This window comes from Pseudomonas sp. 21615526 (genome assembly GCF_013386245.1).
Classification (GTDB): domain Bacteria; phylum Pseudomonadota; class Gammaproteobacteria; order Pseudomonadales; family Pseudomonadaceae; genus Aquipseudomonas.
Genome location: NZ_JACAOM010000002.1, coordinates 55,589 through 76,215, shown reverse-complemented (window position 1 = coordinate 76,215; position 20,627 = coordinate 55,589). Strand labels below are relative to the sequence as shown.

16 protein-coding genes are annotated in these 20,627 nt (G+C 61.7%); 12 read left to right on the top strand and 4 right to left on the bottom strand.

What is annotated here, in order from left to right; translation table 11 throughout:
• From HX786_RS00440 to HX786_RS00415, 6 genes are all read left to right on the top strand, one after another.
• Nucleotides 1–999, top strand: a complete 999-nt coding sequence (locus tag HX786_RS00440; RefSeq protein WP_177035482.1) for an acyl-CoA dehydrogenase family protein — start codon at nt 1–3, stop codon at nt 997–999.
• On the top strand, nt 996–1,754 hold the full coding sequence (locus HX786_RS00435) for a PIG-L deacetylase family protein (protein WP_076013886.1): 759 nt from the start codon (nt 996–998) through the stop codon (nt 1,752–1,754). The genes HX786_RS00440 and HX786_RS00435 overlap by 4 nt, the downstream gene beginning before the upstream one ends.
• Nucleotides 1,751–2,350 carry an SAM-dependent methyltransferase gene (locus HX786_RS00430; protein WP_177039914.1) on the top strand — a complete coding sequence of 200 codons (600 nt, stop codon included), beginning with the start codon at nt 1,751–1,753 and terminating at the stop codon, nt 2,348–2,350. Before HX786_RS00435 ends, HX786_RS00430 begins: the two co-directional genes overlap by 4 nt.
• Nucleotides 2,347–3,006, top strand: coding sequence for a glycosyltransferase family 2 protein (locus HX786_RS00425; protein WP_003207526.1), 660 nt, complete (start codon nt 2,347–2,349; stop codon nt 3,004–3,006). Before HX786_RS00430 ends, HX786_RS00425 begins: the two co-directional genes overlap by 4 nt.
• 187 nt (nt 3,007–3,193) lie before the next feature.
• A complete protein-coding gene (locus HX786_RS00420) occupies nt 3,194–3,955 on the top strand; it encodes a PIG-L deacetylase family protein (RefSeq protein ID WP_003207524.1) in 762 nt (253 codons plus the stop codon).
• Nucleotides 3,956–4,050: 95 nt separating this feature from the next.
• Nucleotides 4,051–6,636, top strand: coding sequence for an autotransporter outer membrane beta-barrel domain-containing protein (locus HX786_RS00415; protein ID WP_178911530.1), 2,586 nt, complete (start codon nt 4,051–4,053; stop codon nt 6,634–6,636).
• A 129-nt stretch (nt 6,637–6,765) separates the two neighbouring features.
• Here HX786_RS00415 and glgB read toward each other — a convergent pair whose 3' ends face one another.
• The 3 genes from glgB to HX786_RS00400 all read right to left on the bottom strand — a co-directional run bounded on the left by glgB (nt 6,766) and on the right by HX786_RS00400 (nt 14,515).
• Nucleotides 6,766–9,000, bottom strand: coding sequence for a 1,4-alpha-glucan branching protein GlgB (gene glgB, locus HX786_RS00410; protein WP_003207521.1), 2,235 nt, complete (start codon nt 8,998–9,000; stop codon nt 6,766–6,768).
• Entirely contained in the window at nt 8,997–12,344 is a 3,348-nt protein-coding gene (treS, locus tag HX786_RS00405) for a maltose alpha-D-glucosyltransferase (protein WP_178911529.1), read from the bottom strand. Before treS ends, glgB begins: the two co-directional genes overlap by 4 nt.
• A gap of 173 nt (nt 12,345–12,517) precedes the next feature.
• On the bottom strand, nt 12,518–14,515 hold the full coding sequence (locus tag HX786_RS00400) for an alpha-1,4-glucan--maltose-1-phosphate maltosyltransferase (protein ID WP_178911528.1): 1,998 nt from the start codon (nt 14,513–14,515) through the stop codon (nt 12,518–12,520).
• Nucleotides 14,516–14,720: 205 nt separating this feature from the next.
• Between HX786_RS00400 and HX786_RS00395 the strand changes: the two genes are divergently transcribed.
• Both HX786_RS00395 and HX786_RS00390 read left to right on the top strand, forming a co-directional pair.
• Complete coding sequence (locus HX786_RS00395) at nt 14,721–14,879, top strand: hypothetical protein (RefSeq protein ID WP_166742161.1); 159 nt, start codon at nt 14,721–14,723, stop codon at nt 14,877–14,879.
• Between the two features lie 195 nt (nt 14,880–15,074).
• Nucleotides 15,075–15,911 carry a hypothetical protein gene (locus tag HX786_RS00390; RefSeq protein ID WP_178911527.1) on the top strand — a complete coding sequence of 279 codons (837 nt, stop codon included), beginning with the start codon at nt 15,075–15,077 and terminating at the stop codon, nt 15,909–15,911.
• Between the two features lie 86 nt (nt 15,912–15,997).
• On the opposite strand, the gene HX786_RS00385 is transcribed toward HX786_RS00390, so the two are convergent.
• Nucleotides 15,998–16,492 (bottom strand): MgtC/SapB family protein, encoded by a 495-nt coding sequence (locus HX786_RS00385; RefSeq protein ID WP_087692384.1) that lies wholly within the window; start codon nt 16,490–16,492, stop codon nt 15,998–16,000.
• 120 nt (nt 16,493–16,612) lie between these two features.
• On the opposite strand from HX786_RS00385, the gene HX786_RS00380 reads away from it, so the two are divergent.
• The 4 genes from HX786_RS00380 to HX786_RS00365 all read left to right on the top strand — a co-directional run bounded on the left by HX786_RS00380 (nt 16,613) and on the right by HX786_RS00365 (nt 20,591).
• Nucleotides 16,613–16,852, top strand: a complete 240-nt coding sequence (locus tag HX786_RS00380) for a DUF3203 family protein (protein ID WP_003207514.1) — start codon at nt 16,613–16,615, stop codon at nt 16,850–16,852.
• Between the two features lie 184 nt (nt 16,853–17,036).
• Nucleotides 17,037–18,452 (top strand): cytochrome c oxidase accessory protein CcoG, encoded by a 1,416-nt coding sequence (gene ccoG, locus HX786_RS00375; protein ID WP_178911526.1) that lies wholly within the window; start codon nt 17,037–17,039, stop codon nt 18,450–18,452.
• 169 nt (nt 18,453–18,621) lie between these two features.
• Nucleotides 18,622–20,031 (top strand): GntR family transcriptional regulator MpaR, encoded by a 1,410-nt coding sequence (gene mapR / locus HX786_RS00370; RefSeq protein WP_178911525.1) that lies wholly within the window; start codon nt 18,622–18,624, stop codon nt 20,029–20,031.
• A 188-nt stretch (nt 20,032–20,219) separates the two neighbouring features.
• On the top strand, nt 20,220–20,591 hold the full coding sequence (locus HX786_RS00365) for a hypothetical protein (RefSeq protein ID WP_178911524.1): 372 nt from the start codon (nt 20,220–20,222) through the stop codon (nt 20,589–20,591).
• The last annotated feature ends 36 nt before the right edge of the window (nt 20,592–20,627 follow it).

Sequence of the window (20,627 nt, the reverse complement as noted above, 5' to 3'; positions counted from 1 at the left end):
ATGGCCTTGCATGAGTTTCTTCGCGGCTACCGGGATTACCCGGACACCCAGGCCCTTGGCGCTGCGCTGAGGGCTTTGGTGGAGGAAGGCCTGGACCAGTTGCCCTTGCCGGGCAGCGGGCAAACGTTGGAACGCTTCAGCCGGCTGGCGCAAGTCGCCGGCCATGACCTGCGGTTGTGCAAGTTGTTCGAGGGCCACACGGACGCCCTGGCGATCATCGCTGAACTCGACAGCCCCTTGCCGCCGGTTGGCAGCACGTGGGGCATGTGGGCGGCCGAGCCGCCCACCGCCAAGGTGCGGATCCGGCGTGACGGCCAACGTGTGCGGCTGGAGGGCCGCAAGGCCTGGTGCTCGGGCGCGGCGGTGGTCAGCCACGGGTTGCTCACGGCGTGGGATGAAGAGGATCGCCAGCAACTGGTTGCAGTGCAAATGCACCAGCCCGGCGTAACCGTCACCGATGAGGGCTGGGCGGCCGTGGGCATGGCCGCTACGGGCAGTGTTGAAGTGCTTTTCCAGGACACCGTTGGCCTGGCCATCGGCAAGCCTGGGGACTATTTGGCGCGCCCAGGCTTCTGGCAAGGCGGCATCGGCATCGCCGCCTGCTGGTACGGCGCGGCACAACGCTTGGCGGAGGCCTTGCGCGAGCAGTGCGCAAAACGCCCGGAGCCCCACGCCCTGGCGCACCTTGGCAGCGTCGACAGTGCCTTGCACAGCGCGGCCTGTGTGCTGCGCGACAGCGCCACCCATATCGACCGGCAGCCCAAGGCAGATGCCCGGCTGTTGGCACAACAGGCACGGGCCTGTATCGAAGAAACCGTCGACCAGGTGATTCACCATGTCGGCCGAGCACTGGGCGCCGGGCCGTATTGCAAGGACCCGCATTTTGCCCAGTTGATGGCCGACTTGCCGGTGTACCTGCGGCAAAGTCACGCCGAGCGCGACCTGGCCGCCCTTGGTCAACAAGTCGCCGATGAGCGCCCAGGGAGATGGGAACTATGAAGATCAATCCAATCGTCGGCCAGGGCACGCCCTTGCATTTGTGGCAAAGCTCGTCGCGACTGGCCGAGCTGCCTTGCGTAGACATTGCCGAACTGGTGCCTGAAGGCAGCCGCGCCGTGATCATCGCGCCACATCCGGATGACGAAGTCCTTGGCTGCGGCGGCCTGTTGCAAGGCCTTGCCGCGCTGGATCGCCCTATCCTGCTGATCTCCGTCACAGACGGCAGCGCCAGTCATCCCGGCTCGCGCCGCTGGCCGGTGGAACGCCTGAGCGTGGTGCGGCCGCAAGAGTCGGCGCAGGCCCTGCACCGGCTGGGATTGCCGTTGCACAGCCTGAAATGGTTGCGGGCCGGGTTCAGCGACAGCCAGGTCGCCGCAGGTGAAGAAGACCTGAGCCGCTTTATCGAGCGTTACCTCAAGCCCGGCGACGTAGTCTTCACCACCTGGCGCGAAGACGGCCATTGCGACCACGAGGCCGTGGGCCGTGCCAGTGCCAAGGCGACCCGGGCGGTGGGCGCAACCTTGCTCGAGCTGCCCGTGTGGACCTGGCATTGGGCAACCCCGGAAGACAGCCAGGTGCCCTGGGATCGCGCTCGAAAAATTCTCCTGACACCTGAAGCCGTGGCCCGTAAACGGCACGCCATCCATGCCTTCGCCAGCCAGTTGGAAGGCGACCCGCAGATCGGCCTGCCACCGGTGCTCGCGCCCTATGTGCTGGAGCGCCTGCTGCAACCTTTTGAAGTGGTGTTCGTATGAGTGTCGCCACGCCCTATTTCGACGAGCTGTTTGCCGGCAACGACGACCCTTGGGCCTTTCGGCAACGCTGGTATGAACAGCGCAAGCGGGCCCTGACCCTGGCGCTGCTGACCCGGCCGCGCTATGCCTCGATCTTTGAACCCGGCTGCGCCAACGGCGAACTGAGCTTCGAGCTGGCCCCGCGCTGTGACCGCCTGCTCTGCTGTGACACGGCGCAAGCGGCGGTCAGCCTGGCACAGGCGCGGCTGCGGGGTTTCAGCCATGCCACCGTGCAGCAGAGCCGCCTGCCGCAGCAATGGCCCAGCGAAACCTTCGAGCTGATCGTGCTCAGCGAGCTTTGCTACTACCTGGACCCGAAGGATTTCGATGGGCTGATCGATCGCGCCCTCGCCTCCCTGACGCCTGATGGACAAATCCTCGCCTGCCACTGGCGCCCGATCATCGAAGGCTGCCCGCAGACCGCCGAACAGGTGCATGCGCGCCTCGGCCAGCGCCTGGGCATGCCACATCTGGCGCAGCATCACGAAAGCGATTTTCTACTGGATTTGTGGAGCCGCGACGGCACCACGGTTGCGACCCTGGAGGGACTGCGATGATCGGCATCCTGATACCCGTGCATAACGAAGAAAAACTGCTGCCCGAATGCCTGAAAGCTGCGATGGTCGCCGCCAGTCATCCGGGCCTGCTGGGTGAAGAGGTGCAGATTCTGACAGTGCTCGACAGCTGCAGCGACCGCAGCGCCATGATCGCCCGCGAATACCAGGTGCACAGCCTGGAAGTGCAGGCGCGAAACGTGGGCCACGTGCGCGGTGTGGGTGCGCGGCACCTGCTTAACAACGGCGCGCGGTGGATTTCCTGCACCGACGCCGACAGCCGCGTCGCTCCCGATTGGCTGGTGGCGCAACTGGCCCTGGGCGTGGATGCGGTGTGCGGCACGGTGACGGTGGACGCCTGGAGCGAGGGCTTCGACCCGGCGGCGCAGATCCGCTATCACCAGGCCTACACCGCCCGGGACGGGCATCGGCATATCCACGGCGCCAACCTGGGCGTCAGTGCCGGCGCCTACGTGCGGGCCGGCGGTTTCGAGCCCCTGCCCTGCCATGAAGACGTGGAGCTGGTGCGCCAGTTGGAGCGCTGCGGGGCTTCCATTGCCTGGAGCCACTCGCCCCAGGTGATTACCAGTGCCCGCCTGGATTGTCGCGCCCAGGGCGGCTTCGGTGATTACCTGAAGAGCCTGATGCAGGCCTCCTGAAAAAATTGCGACACCCGGCGGTGTTAAAGCGGCGATTCATAACTATCATCACTATTCCTTGCACGGCAATCCAGGGTTGGAACGCCGTCGCGCCGCGAGCGTGCAGTACCTGACGCTCGCGTACCACAAGAGCCGTCCCGTCAACGGGGTACGGCCTGCACCACCGATAAACAAGGACGTGACACCCATGAAGCCTGCACTGTTAAGTGACAACCGCCGGGGCCCCGCGCAAATCTGGAACAGCGCCCCGCAACTCGCGCAAATCCCTGCCATCAACCCCGCAACCCTGGTGCCCAAGGGCGCCCGCGTGGTGATCATCGCCCCGCATCCCGGCGACGAAGTGATCGCCTGCGGCGGTCTGCTGCAATTGCTCAGCACCCTTGAATACTCCCTGCAACTGATCTCCATCACCGACGGCAGCGCCAGCCATCCGGGGTCTGCCGTGTGGCCGGCCAAACGCTTGAGCGTGGTGCGGCCCCAGGAAAGTGTCGAAGCCCTGCGCCGCCTGGGCGTGCCCCTGCACAGCCTGAAATGGATCCGCGGCGGTTTCGCCGACAACGCCCTGGCCGCGCGGGAACAGCAAATGAGCCAGTTCATTGCGCGCTACCTGCAACCCGGCGACGTGGTGTTCACCACCTGGCGCAACGACGGCAATGACGACCACGACGCCGTCGGCCGTGCCGCTGCCAAAGCCTGCGCAGTCAAGGGCGTGCGCTTGCACGAACTGCCGATCTGGGCGTGGCACTGGCCGCTTCGGGAAACCGCCGCCATCCCCTGGCAGCGCGCGCGCAAGGTGCGGCTCGACACCTGGAGCGTCGCCCGCAAGCTGCACGCCGCCCACGCCTATGCCAGCCAACTGGCAGGCGACCCGGAAATCGGCCTGGCGCCGATCCTGGCGCAGGTGCTGCTGGAGCGCATGCGCGAGCCCTATGAGATTGTATTTTTGTAGGCGCACCCACTCGTCTATACCTGTAACTTCTGACAGTAGCGAACGCTCTCTCTGTGTGGCTAGCTTGGAACACCGGCTTGCAGGGAGGGCGAATCATGAGCACGCGGTTTTCATCAGTGACGTATCTGAGCGTCTGCAGCGTGACGACGCTGTTGCTCAATTGGCCTCTCCCCGCGCAGGCCGCCTGTACGTTGGTCATAACCGCAGGCAACGACACCACCCTGTGCAGCGATGGCAGTGCTGGCGCGCTGACGGATTTACAAGGAAGCAACATCCTTGAGTTCCCCGTCGGCGGCACCGGCATCATCGTCGGCAACGTGACTTATGGCGCGGGAGATGATCGGGTCACGATGGATTCCGGCGCGATCAACGGTGCGATCAATCAAGGTGACGGAAGAAATATTTTCCAACTGTTCAATGGCAATATCTCCGGCACGGTGACTCAAGGCGCGGGCGGTGATATTGCGCAAATCAGCGGCGGCAGCTCCGGTGCAATCTCCCAGGGTGACGGGGTAGACCAGTACTTCCAGAGCGGTGGCACCGTCGCCTCACTGGCTCAGGGCGACGGCCGTGACGAGTTCACCATGAGCAGTGGCAGGATTGTCGGCGCCTTTGAAGATGGAGATGTAGCGCTGATGACCGGTGGCAGCATCGGACGGGTCGACATGAAGCTCGACAACAACCTGTTTGACCTGCGGGGTGGAGCGATCATCGGCAACCTCGTTACTGGCTTCGGAAACGACACCATCCTGGTTTCCGGAGGAACGGTTGGTGGCAACATCAGCGTCAGCGGCGGCGACGACATCATCAAAGTCAGCGGAGGGGAAATAAGTGGGCAGATCCTCGCCAGCTTTGGCAACGATGAGTTCACTTGGGAAGGCGGCGGTCTGATCCATAAGGAAATCCTCATGGGTGATGGCGCTGACAGGGGTTTCCTGCTCAACCTGACCGAAACCACCCTGGCTTCCACTCCGCTTCTGGATGGTGGTTTGGGTAACGACACCCTGACCTTCGACAACACCCGATCCGCCACGCCAACCCGCTATGTCAACTGGGAAACCGTCAACCTGGACAACAATTCGCGCCTGACCCTGGGCGGCGACTTCAAGCTCGGTGACAGCGCTACGGCCACCGGTACCCTGAATATTTTTGGCAGCGCCGCCCTGCAGGTAACACAGGGCAGCATCAGCCCCTTCACGGCCGGGCAACCAGCCAACCTGAACAACGGTGGCCTGATCGACATGACCACCGGCAGCTCCAGCGCCACCGACAGCCTGACGGTCGACGGCAACTACACCGGCAATGGTGGCGAACTCGCGCTGCAATCGGTACTCGGCGCCGACGGCTCGGCCAGTGACAAGCTGGTAGTCAGCCAGGGCACGCTGCAAGGCGGCACTACCATCACCGTCACCAACCTTGCCGGCCCCGGTGCCATGACCCTGCAGAACGGCATCCAGGTGGTTGAAGCGCTTAACGGTGCCACGAGCAGCGACCTGGCGTTTACCCTGCGCGGTGGATCCGTTTCCGCAGGCGCCTATGAGTACTACCTGTTCAAAGGAGGCGTAACGCCGGGCACCGGGCAAAACTGGTTCCTGCGGTCCTCGGTGGTGGCGCCGCCGCTGCCCAACCCTGAGGATCCTGACGACCCAGTGGGCATTCTCCCCCCCGTCCCCGCCGACGGCACGCCGGACCTCCCGGGGATTTTCCCGGGAGAAGAACCCATACCCATCTATCGCCCGGAAGTCCCGGTGTATGCCGTGTTGTTTCCCGCCGTGCAGCAGATGGTCCAGGGCATGCTGGGCACCTACCACGAACGCATGGGCGACCAAAGCCTGCAACGCCAACCTGGTGCACTAGCGGCCGGTTGGGGCCGGGTGTATGGCAGCAGCACGCGGCAATCATTCGCCGGCACCGTCAGCCCGTCGCTGGACAGCTCCCTGTCCGGTGTCCAGGTTGGCACTGACCTGTATGCCTGGACCAACGACGCTGGCCTGACCCAACGCTTCGGCTTCTTTGTCGGCCACAGCCGCCTGACCGGCAATGTGGCGGGCTTCAATGGCGGTTTTCAGGGCAAGGACGCCGGCAACACCACCCTGCGCGGTGACAGCCTGGGCGCGTATTGGACGCTCATCGGCGCCAACTGCGCCTATATCGATGTCGTGCTGATGGGCACGCGGTTCGATGGCCACAGTGAATCCGACCGGGGCGTCAAACTCCCAACCAAGGGCCACAACGTGCTGGGGTCTGTGGAGGTGGGAATGCCGTTTGCGGTGTCTGAACAGTGGGAGGTTGAGCCGCAGGCCCAGGTGATTGTCGATCGAAGCTATGTGGACAGCCAGAACGACGGAATCTCGGATGTCTCATTCCACGCCGACACTAACGTCGTCACTCGTCTCGGTGTCCGCCTCAAGGGCAGCTACAGCGTGAGCGGCATGCCCCTGCAGCCTTACGTGCGTACCAACGTGTGGCACGCCAGCGCCGGGAATAACACCGTCACGTTCAATGACAGCACGGACATCAACACCGAACAGAAGTCCACCACGCTGGACGTCAGCACCGGGGCAACGCTGCAGGTATCGAGCACGGTCAGTGTGTATGGCGAGGTGGGGTACAACAGCAATCTGGACAGTAATCAGCTGAATGGGCGCAAAGGCACGATTGGCATAAGGGTCGACTTCTAAGCCACAACACATCCCCACTGTGGGAGCGGGCTTGCTCGCGAATGCAGTGTGTCAGCCAAAAAATCTGGCACTGGTACTGCGCATTCGCGAGCAAGCCCGCTCCCACATGGGGTCTTCATCGGCTGGAAGTCAGGCGTCCGGTCGCAGGATCAGCACGCCCAATGGCGGCAGGTTCAACGACAGCGACAACGGCTGCCCATGCCTGGGCTCCTCCTCCGTAAACGCCCCGCCACCGTTGCCGAAGTTGGAACCGGCATAGGTGTCGGCATCGCTGTTGATCACCTCGCTCCAGCGCCCGGCAAACGGCACGCCGACCTTGTAGGCCTCACGCGGCACCGGCGTGAAGTTGGCCACCACCAGCACCGGCCTGCCATCCTTGCTCCAGCGCAACCAGGCGTAGACGCTGTTGATCGCGTCATCCCCAATCAACCACTGGAAGCCCTGTGGTGCGTCGTCCTGGTCATGCAGCGCCGGCTCTTCGCGGTACAGGCGGTTCAGGTCGCCCACCAGTTTCTGCACGCCCCGGTGTTCGGGGTATTGCAGCAGGTACCAGTCCAGTTGCTGATCGTGGTTCCACTCGCGCCATTGGCCGAACTCGCAGCCCATGAACAGCAGCTTCTTGCCCGGGTGCATCCACATGAAGCTCAGGTACGCCCGCAGGTTGGCAAATTTCTGCCAGCGGTCGCCGGGCATCTTGTCGATCAACGAGTGTTTGCCGTGCACCACTTCATCGTGGGAAATCGGCAGGATAAACCGCTCGGACCAGGCATACACCAGGCCGAAACTCAGCTCGTTGTGGTGATGGGCACGGTACACCGGGTCCTGCTGGATGTAGTGCAGCGAATCGTGCATCCAGCCCATGTTCCACTTGTAGTTGAACCCCAGGCCGCCCTGTTGGGTCGGCTGGCTTACGCCCGGCCATGCGGTGGACTCCTCGGCGATCACCAGCGCGCCGGGGGCCTCAAGGGCAACGACATCGTTGAGGTGGCGCAGGAAGTCGATGGCCTCGAGGTTCTCCCGCCCGCCGTGGCGGTTGGGTACCCATTCACCGGCCTTGCGCGAATAGTCGCGGTACAGCATCGAGGCCACCGCATCCACCCGCAGGCCATCGATATGGAAATGCTTGAGCCAGTGCAACGCCGACGCCAGCATGAAGCCGTGGACTTCGGTGCGGCCGAGGTTGTAGATCAGGGTGTCCCAATCCTGGTGGAAGCCTTCCAGCGGGTTGGCGTATTCGTACAGCGCGGTGCCGTCGAATTGCGCCAGGCCGTGGGTGTCGGTGGGGAAATGCGCCGGCACCCAATCCAGGATCACGCCGATGTCGGCCTGATGGCAGGCGTTGACGAAAAACGCGAAATCCTCCGGCGAGCCGAAACGTGCCGTCGGGGCAAATTGCGACAGCGCCTGATAACCCCATGAGCCGCCGAACGGGTGCTCCATGATCGGCATCAGTTCGATATGGGTGAAGCCCAACTGCTGTACATAAGGGATCAACCGTTCGGTCAGCTCGCGCCAACTGTACTGGCGGGACACCTCGCCGACTTCATCCAGCTCGCACTGCCAGGAACCGGCATGCAACTCGTAGATCGACAAGGGTGCGCTGGGCTTTTGTCGCTCGCTGCGCGATTGCATCCAGTCGTGGTCCTGCCAGTCGACCTGCAGCGGCGAAGCGACCTTGGACGCAGTATCCGGCGGCAACTGCGTGGCCAGGGCCATGGGGTCGGCCTTGAGCGGCAGAATCCCGTGGGCACCGAGGATTTCATACTTGTAGGCCGCGCCGGGTTGCAGGCGCGGGATGAAAATCTCCCACACACCGGACGGATGGCGCAGGCGCATCGGATGACGGCGCCCGTCCCAGATATTGAAGTCGCCCACCACCGAGACCCGGCGGGCATTCGGTGCCCATACCGCAAAACGCACGCCCTGGACACCGTCGACGCTGGTCACTTGTGCCCCGAGGCAACTGCTCAGGTCGCGGTGATTGCCTTCGGCAAACAGGTACAGGTCCATCTCCCCCAGCAGCAGTTGCTGGAAGCTGTAAGGGTCTTCGGTGATCTGTTCACCACCGGCCCACTGGATCTTCAGCAAGTACGCCTGACGGCTGCCGAAATGCCCGACAAACAAGCCCGGCACCTGGGTCGCATCGAGGCTGCCGATGTGCTCGCCGCTGTCGCGGGCCAGGACCTGGACACTCAGTGCTTCCGGCAGGAAGGCGCGAATGAACTGGCCTCCCTGCTCGTCGTCATGGGGACCCAGGATCGAGAATGGATCATGGTGCTCGGCCCGCACCAGGGCTTCGATATCAGCAGGCTTGGGCATCACACTCAACTTTTCCTGCAGCGGTTCTTTGCTTGTAAAACTCATGACGTCTCCCCACCGCGTGCAGTTTTCGATATTGGTTTCAACCCACTGAGCAGCCCGTGCAAACCTTGCAACGGCACCGGCAACCAGCTCGGGCGATTCTCTGCTTCGTAGGCCACTTCGTACGCGGCCTTCTCCAGGCTGAACAACGCCAGCGCTGCGTCCTGGCCTTTGGCATCCTGCCAGTCATGGGCCAGTGTAGTCGTGGCAGCGTGATAGGCCTGGATAAATGCCTGCCTGGCCTCATGCAAGTAGCGATCCGCCACACGTTGCCGGGACGCATTGGCCTCGGGCGACTGGTCAACGCCCTGCACATTCACCGCCATGGCCGCCGCGTAATCAAACGAGCGCAGCACCCCGCTCACATCCTTGTACGGGCTGTGTTTGCCGCGACGTTCAGGCAGCGGCCGCGCCGGTTCGCCCTCGAAGTCGATGAGGTAGGCATCGCCCTTGACCACCAGTACCTGGCCCAGGTGCAGGTCGCCGTGCACGCGAATGCGCAACCCGCCCACCGTGGCTTTCGCCAGGTCCTGAACGTGACTGGCGATGGCCTTTTTCTGCTCCAGTAAAGCACTGACCAACGCCTGATCGGCAGGGTTCAACTTGGTTTGATGCTGTTTGAGCAACTGCAAGGCGTGGTCGATTTGTGCGCCTACGTGCCTGGCCCAGCCCTGGCTGTCCTTGAGGGTTGTGACCTCGGGCTTGAACGCCTTGTTAGTGGTGGGCGCCGCCAGCACCAGGTGCATCTCGCCCAGGCGCTGGCCGAGCAAGCCGGCGAAATCCGCCAGCTCGCCAAGGGCGTTGTAGTGCTGTTCCTGCTCGGACATGGCTTCGGCCAGTTCGTCGCGAATCGCTCGCTCCAGGTTATTCTGGGTCCAGCCCCAAGCGTCGCCCTGGTTGCTCAGGTAACCCTGGGCGATCATCAGCAGGTTGTCCTGGCCATCGGCATCGTGGCGGATCACCGAGCCCAACAGCGGCGAGATATGCTCGTAGCCGGCTTCGGTCAGGTAGGCGCCCATTTCCAGTTCCGGGTGAACCCCGGCGCTGACTTTTCGGATCAGCTTGAGCACCAGGCTGCCGCCCACCACCACGGAACTGTTGGACTGCTCCGCCGCGAGGTAGCGCACTTCCGACTCGTCGTTCAATTCCAGTTTGGCCAACTGCGCCGTGGGCTCGAAGCGAATCTCGCCATCGGTGGAGTCGAGGACGGTTTTGGCCTGCAGGCCTTGGATCACGCCGCGGATATAAGTGTCGAGGCTGAAGGCATCGGTCACCAAACCTACCTGACGCACTCGCCGTACACGGGCAAGCGCGAGTTGTTGCGGCAAGGCGCTGGTGAACTGGTCTTCGCCAAGGAAGCCGAACGGCAGTTGATAGCGGCTGACCTGGCCGGCGCTGGTGACTTCGATTTCACTGAGCAGCACCGGATGCTGCGGGTCGCCGAAGCGCACGCCATAAGCGATGTGCACGCTGTCGATTGTCGTATCCTTGCTGGCAAACCAGCGGCGCTTGGGCAGCCACGCCGGCAACGCATTCTGTTCCAGGGTGGTGCGGCACGGTGCTTCGAGCAATTCTTCCATGCGCTTCTTCAGCACCAGGGTGGTGAAGTCCGGGATGCTTTGCGCCGGTTCCACGTGCCAGCTTGGCATCTGGTTTTCCGCCGCCAGCACGAACCAATAGAAGCCATACGGCGCCAGGGTCAGCAGGAAATTCAGCTGGCCAATCGGTGGGAAGGCATTGCCACCGAGCATCTCCACCGGAACCATGCCGGCAAACGCCGAGAGGTCCAGTTCTGCGGCCTGGGCACTGCGGGACACGTTGGCGACGCACAGGATGATTTCATTCTTGCCATCGGCGCCTGCGTATTCGCGGGTATACGCCAGGATGCGGCGGTTGCTGGGCGAGAGCATTTTCAGGCTGCCGCGACCGAACGCCTTGGACTGTTTACGCACCGCGAGCATGCGCCGCGTCCAGTTCAGCAACGAGTGCGGGTCCTGGGTCTGGGTTTCGACGTTGACCGACTGGTAGCCGTATTGCGGGTCCATGATCGGCGGCAATACCAGGCTGGCCGGGTCGGCGCGGGAGAAGCCGCCGTTGCGGTCGATGGACCATTGCATCGGCGTACGCACGCCGTCGCGGTCACCGAGGTAGATGTTGTCGCCCATGCCGATCTCATCGCCGTAGTACAGGGTCGGCGTGCCCGGCATCGACAGCAGCAGGCTGTTGAGCAGCTCGATGCGCCGGCGGTCGCGTTCCATCAGCGGCGCCAGGCGGCGGCGAATCCCCAGGTTGATACGTGCACGGCGGTCGGCAGCGTAATAGTTCCAGAGGTAGTCGCGCTCTTTGTCGGTGACCATTTCCAGGGTCAGTTCATCGTGGTTGCGCAGGAAGATTGCCCATTGGCAATTGGCCGGGATCTCCGGGGTCTGGCGCAGGATGTCGGTGATCGGGAAACGGTCTTCCTGGGCCAGCGCCATGTACATGCGCGGCATCAGCGGGAAGTGGAACGCCATGTGGCACTCATCGCCGTCGTCGCCCTTTTTGTCCCCGAAGTAAAGCTGGGTGTCTTCCGGCCATTGGTTGGCTTCGGCCAGGAGCATGCGGTCGGGGTAGTTGGCGTCGATCTCGGCGCGGATCTGCTTGAGCACGTCGTGGGTTTCGGGGAGGTTTTCGTTGTTGGTACCGTCGCGCTCGATCAGGTACGGAATGGCGTCCAGGCGCAGGCCGTCGATGCCCATGTCGAGCCAGTAGCGCATCACCGACAGGACGGCTTTCATGACCTGCGGGTTATCGAAGTTGAGGTCCGGCTGGTGGGAGTAAAAGCGGTGCCAGAAGTATTGGCCGGCGACAGGGTCCCAGGTCCAGTTGGACTTTTCGGTGTCGAGGAAAATGATCCGGGTGCCGTCGTATTTCTGGTCGTCATCGGACCAAACGTAGAAATCCCGCGCCGCCGAGCCGGGCTTGGCCTTGCGGGCCCGCTGGAACCAGGGGTGCTGGTCGGAGGTGTGGTTGATCACCAGCTCGGTGATCACCCGCAGCCCGCGTTTATGGGCTTCGGCGATAAAGCGCTTGGCGTCGGCCATGGTCCCGTAGTCGCTGTGCACACCGCGGTATTCGGCGATGTCGTAGCCATCGTCACGGCGTGGCGAGGGGTAGAACGGTAGTAGCCAGATGGTGTTCACACCAAGGTCGGCGATGTAGTCGAGCTTGGCGATCAGCCCGGGAAAATCACCGATGCCGTCGTTGTTGGAGTCGAAATAGGATTTGACGTGAACCTGATAAATCACCGCGTCTTTGTACCAGAGCGGATCTTTGATAAAGGTGGCAGCCTTGGGTTTCTTCGCCATTGGAAACTCCTGGGAATTCGAAAAATTCTGCCTGAAGGAACTCGGTCAATGTGGGAGCGGGCTTGCTCGCGAAAGCGGTATATCAGTGGACCGATTCGGAGACTGACACTCCGCTTTCGCGAGCAAGCCCGCTCCCACCTTTGATCTCCAGTGGTTTGGAGATCGGTGTCGATTCAGGAAACGGTAATGCGCCAGATGCCAAACGGCTGATGCCACGGTTCGATGCGCATCCACTGGGTCTTGCCGTACCAGGTCCAGCGGTGGCCGGTCATCAGGTCTTCGCCCTGGGTCTGGGCGTCGTCCGGCAGGCCCATCTCCCACAGCGGCAACTCGAAATTGGCCTCCTGGGCGTTGAACGGGTCGAGACTCACGGCCACCAGGATAAAGTTGCTGCCGTCCTCGCTGCGTTTGCCGAAGTACAGGATGTTGTCGTTCCACGCGTTGTAGAGTTTGAGCCCCAGGTGCGTCTGCAAGGCCGGGTTCTGCCGGCGGATGCGGTTGAGCTGGGCGATCTCGGCAATGATGTTGCCCGGCGCCGTGAAGTCTCGTGGGCGGATCTCGTACTTCTCCGAGTCCAGGTACTCTTCCTTGCCCGGCACCGGTGCCGCTTCGCACAGTTCAAAACCCGAGTACATGCCCCACAGGCCTGAGCCCATGGTGGCCAACGCGGCGCGGATCAAGAAGCCGGCGCGGCCGGATTCATGCAGGAAGCCGGGGTTGATGTCCGGGGTGTTGACGAAGAAGTTCGGCCGGAAGCACTCGCGCCACGGCGACTCGTTCAGTTCGCTCAGGTACTCGCTCAACTCGGCCTTGGTGTTGCGCCAGGTGAAGTAGGTGTAGCTCTGGGAGTAACCAACCTTGCCCAGGCGCGCCATCATCGCCGGGGTGGTGAAGGCTTCGGCGAGGAAGATCACTTCGGGGTATTTAGAACGCACATCGCTGATCAGCCATTGCCAGAACGGCAGCGGCTTGGTGTGGGGGTTGTCGACGCGAAAGGTCTTCACGCCCTCTTCCACCCAACCGACCACGATGTCGCGCAACTCGACCCACAGGCTGGGAATCGCGTCGGCCGCATAGAAGTCGACGTTGACGATGTCCTGGTACTTCTTCGGCGGGTTCTCGGCGTATTTGATCGTGCCGTCGGGCCGCCAGTTGAACCAGCCCGGATGCTGTTTGAGCCACGGGTGGTCCTGGGAGCACTGGATGGCAAAATCCAGGGCGATTTCCAGGCCATGGTCGGCGGCGGCCTTGACCAGGTTGCGGAAATCCTCACGGGTGCCCAACTGCGAATGGATCGCCTCGTGGCCGCCCTCTTCGCTGCCGATGGCATACGGGCTGCCCGGGTCGTCCGGCCCGGCGGTCAGGGAATTGTTCTTGCCCTTGCGGTGGCTGCGACCGATCGGATGGATCGGCGGGAAGTACAGCACGTCAAAGCCCATGTCGTGGATCATCGACAGCCGTGAGTGCACATCGTTGAATGTGCCATGGCGCGCGGGATCGTCGGTGATCGAGCGGGGAAACAACTCGTACCAGCTGGCAAATTGCGCAGCCTCGCGCTCTACATCAATCGGATACACCGGGCTGATGCTCAAATAGGCGCGGTGATCGGCCTGGGTCATCAGGTGTGCACTGTCTTCGTGCAGGAACAACGCGACCTGCTCGGTTTCCAGCAAACCGGAGAGTTCGTGGTGCAGCAACATCAAGCGGTCACGCAGCTCATTGTCACTGCGCTCGGCGGCTTGCAACACCTGGCTGCGGCCTTCCTGCAACTCCAGGCTGACCGGCACCCCGGCCTCGTGTTTCTTGCTCAGTTCGTAGCGAAAGCTGGCAAACGTGTCGATCCAGGCTTCGATGCAATACTCATGCGGGCCCTGGGCGGTCACGGTGAATGCGCCCTTCCAGCCGTTGTTGCCGACATCGGTCATCACCACGCTGTGCCAGCTTTCTTCACTGCGCGGGCGCCAGCGGATCATCACCGCAAGCTTGTCGTGGCCATCAGCGAACACCTTGCTGGCAACCTGCACGCGCTGGCCAACCACAGCCTTGACCGCGAACTCGCCGCCATCGATCACCGGGGTCGTGCTTTCAATCGCGATCCTTGGCAGCAACAGTGCCTGGGACAGCGGTAATGTGGAGGTTGAATCGTCTTGAGTCAGTGTTTCAGCAGTCATCGAGCATCTCCCCTTAACGCCCAGTGGACGCTCTTGTGCTTGATTCAAATTCTGAAACGACGCCACTCTCCCTGAGCAGGGCCGTCTAGGTTCCGAGCATGCCGACGAGTGAAAAGTTCAGGCGGATATCCCGCCATCGGGCGGGGAATCAAATCCACCACGCGATTGTCCACCGATAGAGCAAAGCACAAAGGAGGCCACACCGATGAATATCCCTATTCCGGCTGAAACGCCTGATCCCAATATAGATAAGCCCACATTACCGCCGACCGAACCCGACCCGGTTCCCGAGCAGGAACCGCCAGGCACACAGCCACCACCGGTGGAGGAACCACCGACGACGATGCCGCCGGTGATTGTCTGAAGAGACCGATCACAGGAAGTAAAAAGCGGAAGCTTCAGGCTTCCGCGTTTACTTGAATCTATAAGCTGCAACTTCATTCACAAAAAATTATAAAGAACTGTCAAAACCGACAGTATCAGCCGAGACGAACGCCGCCCATGATCAAAGTGTGCGACGCGCGAACAACAGAACAATAAAACCTCTCGGAGATACCTCATGAAAAGAACAGCCGCCTACCTGCTGCTTTCCCTTTGCACCTTGACCGCCTGCACCACCGAACCCTCCGGCCCGTTCGATACGGAAATCGCAAGCAAATTAAACAACCGCTACCAGGACACCGCTGCTCAGTGTGCCAATGGCCTGGCCCTGTATCACTGCAATGGGGTGCTTATTCGCGTCACTGACAGCCTCATAGCATCGCCCGGCGAGCTTGAGCGCAATGCCGCCGCATTCTCTTACCTGCGAGCCGACCTGGGTATCAGGAAGCTGTTTGCACGGGACGCTGGCGTAATAATGTCGGCATTGCCCTCCACCGCAGCGGGCCCAATCAGCGTGCGCTGCTCTTTTCCCACCAATGGTGCGACAGGTGACCGCCCGGATGGATGCGGCGAAACTTCCAGGGAGCTGCCAGGCTACCAGCGTGAATGGAGCCGGCACTGCGATGAGCAAGGCGTGGTGGATGGCGCCACCTGGCTGGCCCACTTCAACAAAGTCAAACCGGCTTATTTTTTTATGTGTGCGTTTCGTGGATCGGTGCAGCAGTTTTCTCTAAGCATCACTGTCAGAAAACTGATGCCGGCAAACTATATTGAAGATTGGAATGAAGTCGTCACCTCAGCCTGGACAGTGTCCGAGATTGATAAAGTCCCCTTCCAGGCTTTCTTCTATAACGCTGCCAACCTGCCAGGAAGAGATGCGGCCAAGAAACTTCAGCGCGAGTATTACGGCTATACGCAGCGCCTGCTTCCGGTGGTTCGTGTTGACTTGCTCGCTCAAGACCAACGCATATTCGCGTATCACAAAGAAGATCAAATCACCATTCCGGTACAGTGATCAGTCCAGCAGGAGCGTGAAGTTGCACACGCCTCGATATCACGCTGTCAGCCCATTCACGCGCGACCTGATGAAACATACGGCGACTAATTCTTTTCCAATAGCCTGACGATTCTTGGCATCACACTGAACACCGCCAAGGCCAACAACGTGCTGAGTACCGCCGTGGATTCCCGCCCCATTCCCGCCGCCACCCCAATGGCGGCGGTCATCCACAAGCCGGCGGCGGTGGTCAGGCCTTTGACGTGCTGACCCTCCTCGTCTTCCTTGCCCTTTAGGATGGTGCCGGCGCCAAGAAAGCCGATACCCGCGATCACGCCCTGCAGCACACGGCTCATGGCGTCTGCCTGGGAGCCGGACATGCTCGGCACCAACACGAACAGCGCGGCGCCCAGGGCCACGAGCATGTGGGTGCGTACCCCGGCGGCCTTGCCTTTCTGTTCGCGCTCGTAACCCAGGATCCCGCCCAATATCGCGGCAATCAGCAGCCGAACGGTGATTTGCGTGAGTTGCCGGGCATCGCCGATATCGGCAAATTCCGCTTGCAGGGTTACCCAGACTTCATGCCACCAGGCGTCCATGGACGTTTCCTTGTTGGGGGTCGATAGAACATGGACAGCATCGACCGTCAGTCAGTTGCGCAGAACCATTGCCTGCGCATCCCACCCTAATCAGTAATAGCCCACAAAAAGGAGATCGATATGCCCGTACGTATCGAAGGTCAGCAATGTTTCTTCACCGTCGATGTGGACGGCCACGAGAAACAACTGGAAGCCACCCATGTCACGGTCGAAACCGACAGCGAGAAATCCATGTCGTTCGTGAAGCTGAACGGTGACCGCACCTATATCACCGAAGCCGAAGCCGACGCATTGACCGTAGCGGGTGCCAAAGACGGCCGTAAGCACTTGAAAGCTACCGACGGTGATTCGGTGATTTGATTGACCTGGATCAGCCCCGCCTCAAAAGCGCTGCACCCCGCGCACCACCGGGTGCAGCACATTGTCGCAGGCATGCACGGGCGGCCCATCTGATCCGCTTTTTATCGCCATACCTGAGTCTGTTATGCAAACAGAGCGCCGGTCATAGTTCATCTGCCTGATGGAGGCTGATGAGCGAAAGACCATGAGCGATAGAATCCCCGTCCGAACCGTAGAAGTGTTTGAGCCTGCACATCCAAAGAAGATGAAGGCCAAATCCAGCGACAACCCGATTCACACCCGCAGTTTTACCGGACTGTTCCGTACCTTGCGCGTGGCCGGCGCAGGCTTTCTGTTCCTGGCATTTTTCGGCACCGTGTGGCTGAACTGGGGCGGACGGCAGGCGGTGTTATGGGACCTGGCTGAAAGCAAATTCCACATCTTCGGTGCCACGTTCTGGCCCCAGGATTTCATCCTGCTGTCGGCGCTGTTGATCATCTGCGCGTTCGGCCTGTTCGCCATCACCGTATTCGCAGGGCGTGTGTGGTGTGGCTATACCTGCCCGCAAAGCTCGTTTACCTGGTTGTTCATGTGGTGCGAAAAGGTCACTGAAGGCGAGCGAAACCAACGCATCAAGCTGCAAGCTGCGCCCTGGAGCCTGGACAAGCTGGCGCGGCGCTCGGCCAAGCACACGCTGTGGCTGGGGATCAGCGTGCTGACCGGGCTGACATTTGTCGGCTACTTCACGCCGATCCGGCCGCTGGCCGAGGAGCTGCTGACCTGGCAGATGGGTGGCGTAAGCCTGTTCTGGGTGCTGTTCTTCACCGGCGCCACCTACATCAACGCCGGCTGGCTGCGTGAAGCGGTGTGCATGCACATGTGCCCGTATGCGCGGTTCCAGAGTGTGATGTTCGACAAGGACACCCTGACCATTTCCTACGACGTAGCCCGCGGCGAGAACCGTGGCCCGCGCAAACGAGACGTGCAACCGGCGGACGTCGGCCTGGGTGATTGCATCGACTGCCAGCTGTGCGTGCAGGTATGCCCCACCGGCATCGACATCCGTGACGGCCTGCAAATGGAATGCATCGGCTGCGCCGCGTGTATCGATGCCTGTGATTCGATCATGGATAAAATGGGCTATGCCCGCGGCCTGGTCAGCTACACCTCGGAGCATCAGTTGCAAGGTGGCAAGACCCATCTGCTCAGGCCACGCCTGATCGGCTACAGTGCCGTGCTGCTGGTGATGATCGGCGCGCTGGTGGTGGCGCTGGTGGAACGCCCGATGGTGTCGCTGGACGTGACCAAGGACCGGGGGATGTTCCGCGAGAACAGTGACGGCTTGATCGAGAACATCTACAGCCTCAAGGTCATCAACAAGACCCAGCAGCGCCAGGATTACCGCCTGGAGCTGATGGACGGCGACGGCTTCCAGCTGCAGGGCAAGACCGAGATCAGCCTGGCACCAGGTGAGATTACCGATGTGCCGGTGTCGGTGGCGATGACCGCAGAGAAGCCCGCCAGCAGTTCGCAGACGATCCGCTTCAAGGTCTCGGACGTGGATGAGCCGTGGATTTACAGCGCGGCGGACAGCCGGTTTGTGGCGCCATTGAATCGCTGAGCCCAGCTTTCAGCAACACTGGAGATCAAATGTGGGAGCGGGCTTGCTCGCGAAAGCGGTGTGCCAGTCAATGGATACATCAACTGAAAGATTGCTTTCGCGAGCAAGCCCGCTCCCACCGTTTGATCTGTGTTCAATCAGCAAAATCTGTTCAAAGCACTGAGCCCCAATGAAACGCTACGAAAAATTCGCCGACGACATCGCAGAACTGATCCGCTCCGGCGTGCTCGGGCCCGGCCAGCGCGTGCCTTCGGTGCGTTATGCCAGCCAGACCTACGGTGTCAGCCCGTCCACGGTGTTCCAGGCGTACTACCTGCTGGAGCGACGCGGGCTGATCCGCGCCCGGCCGCGCTCCGGGTACTTCGTCAACACCCATGCGCCCAGCCCGTTTTCCGAGCCGGTGGTGAGTGCCCATGTGCACGAGTCCACCGAGGTGGACGTCAGCGAATTGGTGTTCTCGGTGCTCGATTCCATCAAGGACCCGCAAACCGTGCCCTTCGGCTCGGCCTTCCCCAGCCCGACGCTGTTCCCGCTGCAACGCCTGGCCCGTTCCCTGGCCAGCGCCAGCCGGGAAATGGACCCGCGCATGGTGGTCACCGACATGTCGCCGGGCAACCCGCAACTGCGCCGGCAAATTGCCTTGCGCTACATGGTGGGCGGGCTGATGCTGCCCATGGAAGAACTGTTGATCACCAACGGCGCCCTTGAAGCACTGAACCTGTGCCTGCAAGCCGTGACCGAGCCGGGCGACCTGGTGGCCATCGAAGCACCGGCGTTCTACGCCAGCCTGCAAATCCTCGAGCGCCTGAAACTCAAGGCGGTGGAAATCCCCGTACACCCACGCGATGGCATCGACCTCAAGGTGCTGGCGCACAGCCTGGAGCGTTACCCGATCAAGGCTTGCTGGTGCATGACCAGTTTCCAGAACCCGATGGGCGCAACCATGCCCGAGGCCCGGAAACAGGAACTGGTGGAGTTACTGCGCAGCCACCAGGTGCCGCTGATCGAAGACGACGTGTACGCCGAGTTGTACTACGGTCAACAGGCGCCCAAACCGGCGAAGGCGTTCGACACCGAAGGCCTGGTGATGCATTGCGGCTCGTTCGCCAAGAGCCTGGCTCCGGGCTACCGCATCGGCTGGGTCGCCGCCGGACGTTATGCGCAGAAGATCGAGCGGCTGAAATTGATGACGTCGCTGTGTGCCTCGATGCCCGCCCAGGCGGCGATTGCCGATTACCTGCAACACGGCGGGTACGACCGGCACCTGCGTAAATTGCGTTACGCGCTGGAAGAACAGCAAAGCGCCATGCTCGCCGCCATCGCGCGCTATTTCCCGGCGCAGACACGGGTCAGCCAGCCTGCCGGCGGGTACTTCCTGTGGCTGGAATTGCCGGAGCAGACCGACTCGTTGAAGTTGTTCCAGATGGCGCTGGCCCAGGGCATCAGCATTGCACCGGGGCCGATCTTCTCACCGACACAGCGCTTCAGGAACTGCATTCGCTTGAACTACGGCAGCCCGTGGGATGAGTCGTGTGAGAAGGCGATGGAGACGCTGGGGAAGATTGTGCGGTCGTTTTAACCTACGGATGGGAACCGTAGCCGGGCTAAGAACCACACAGGAGTGCGCTATTTCTTACGATAGAAAGAGCGCATTCACTTGGTTCACATCAGAGACGCCTTATGACTATTTCTTCAGCTGCCGGCCTGCGACCCCTTCCCGTTCCTCCCCACTATATGCGTGCCGCAGAGCAGCAACAGGTGCGCGAAATGACAGGCGCTACCGGGCGCCCCGCGGGAGATCATCGATCAAGTGACCAGATTACCGAACAAAGCCCTGTGCTGAAGAACTTCCTGGATAACCGCGACCATTACGAAGTGAGCGATGACCTGAAGCGCCAGGTGGGTGACTGGAGCGCGGCCAACCAAGACCCGGACTCTCGCGCCGACGCCACCTACAACCTGGATAAGGTACTGCGATTTATCGACAACGTGGACGATCTCAAATTAAGCGCCAGCCATAGCCGCAACGGTGTCCTGGACGGTTTTTCGAATCACGGCTACACCATTCATCCAGACTCGGAGGCCAGCCTGCTCAAGGCGTTTTCCCTCAGGGGCTATGAAGCGCTGCGCGGCGCTTGATACCTGGGCTGTGGTGAGCGGCGTGCCCCTCGCCAC

Bases quoted from the DNA above. Each gene is read 5' to 3' on its own strand.
- HX786_RS00385 (WP_087692384.1), bottom strand. From the start codon at position 16,492: ATGGACGCCTGGTGGCATGAAGTCTGGGTAACCCTGCAAGCGGAATTT.
- HX786_RS00395 (WP_166742161.1), top strand. From the start codon at position 14,721: ATGAATATCCCTATTCCGGCTGAAACGCCTGATCCCAATATAGATAAG.
- treS (WP_178911529.1), bottom strand. From the start codon at position 12,344: ATGGCGAAGAAACCCAAGGCTGCCACCTTTATCAAAGATCCGCTCTGG.
- HX786_RS00400 (WP_178911528.1), bottom strand. From the start codon at position 14,515: ATGACTGCTGAAACACTGACTCAAGACGATTCAACCTCCACATTACCG.
- HX786_RS00420 (WP_003207524.1), top strand. From the start codon at position 3,194: ATGAAGCCTGCACTGTTAAGTGACAACCGCCGGGGCCCCGCGCAAATC.
- HX786_RS00365 (WP_178911524.1), top strand. From the start codon at position 20,220: ATGACAGGCGCTACCGGGCGCCCCGCGGGAGATCATCGATCAAGTGAC.
- mapR (WP_178911525.1), top strand. From the start codon at position 18,622: ATGAAACGCTACGAAAAATTCGCCGACGACATCGCAGAACTGATCCGC.
- HX786_RS00380 (WP_003207514.1), top strand. From the start codon at position 16,613: ATGCCCGTACGTATCGAAGGTCAGCAATGTTTCTTCACCGTCGATGTG.
- glgB (WP_003207521.1), bottom strand. From the start codon at position 9,000: ATGAGTTTTACAAGCAAAGAACCGCTGCAGGAAAAGTTGAGTGTGATG.
- HX786_RS00415 (WP_178911530.1), top strand. From the start codon at position 4,051: ATGAGCACGCGGTTTTCATCAGTGACGTATCTGAGCGTCTGCAGCGTG.
- HX786_RS00435 (WP_076013886.1), top strand. From the start codon at position 996: ATGAAGATCAATCCAATCGTCGGCCAGGGCACGCCCTTGCATTTGTGG.
- HX786_RS00390 (WP_178911527.1), top strand. From the start codon at position 15,075: ATGAAAAGAACAGCCGCCTACCTGCTGCTTTCCCTTTGCACCTTGACC.
- HX786_RS00430 (WP_177039914.1), top strand. From the start codon at position 1,751: ATGAGTGTCGCCACGCCCTATTTCGACGAGCTGTTTGCCGGCAACGAC.
- HX786_RS00425 (WP_003207526.1), top strand. From the start codon at position 2,347: ATGATCGGCATCCTGATACCCGTGCATAACGAAGAAAAACTGCTGCCC.
- HX786_RS00440 (WP_177035482.1), top strand. From the start codon at position 1: ATGGCCTTGCATGAGTTTCTTCGCGGCTACCGGGATTACCCGGACACC.
- ccoG (WP_178911526.1), top strand. From the start codon at position 17,037: ATGAGCGATAGAATCCCCGTCCGAACCGTAGAAGTGTTTGAGCCTGCA.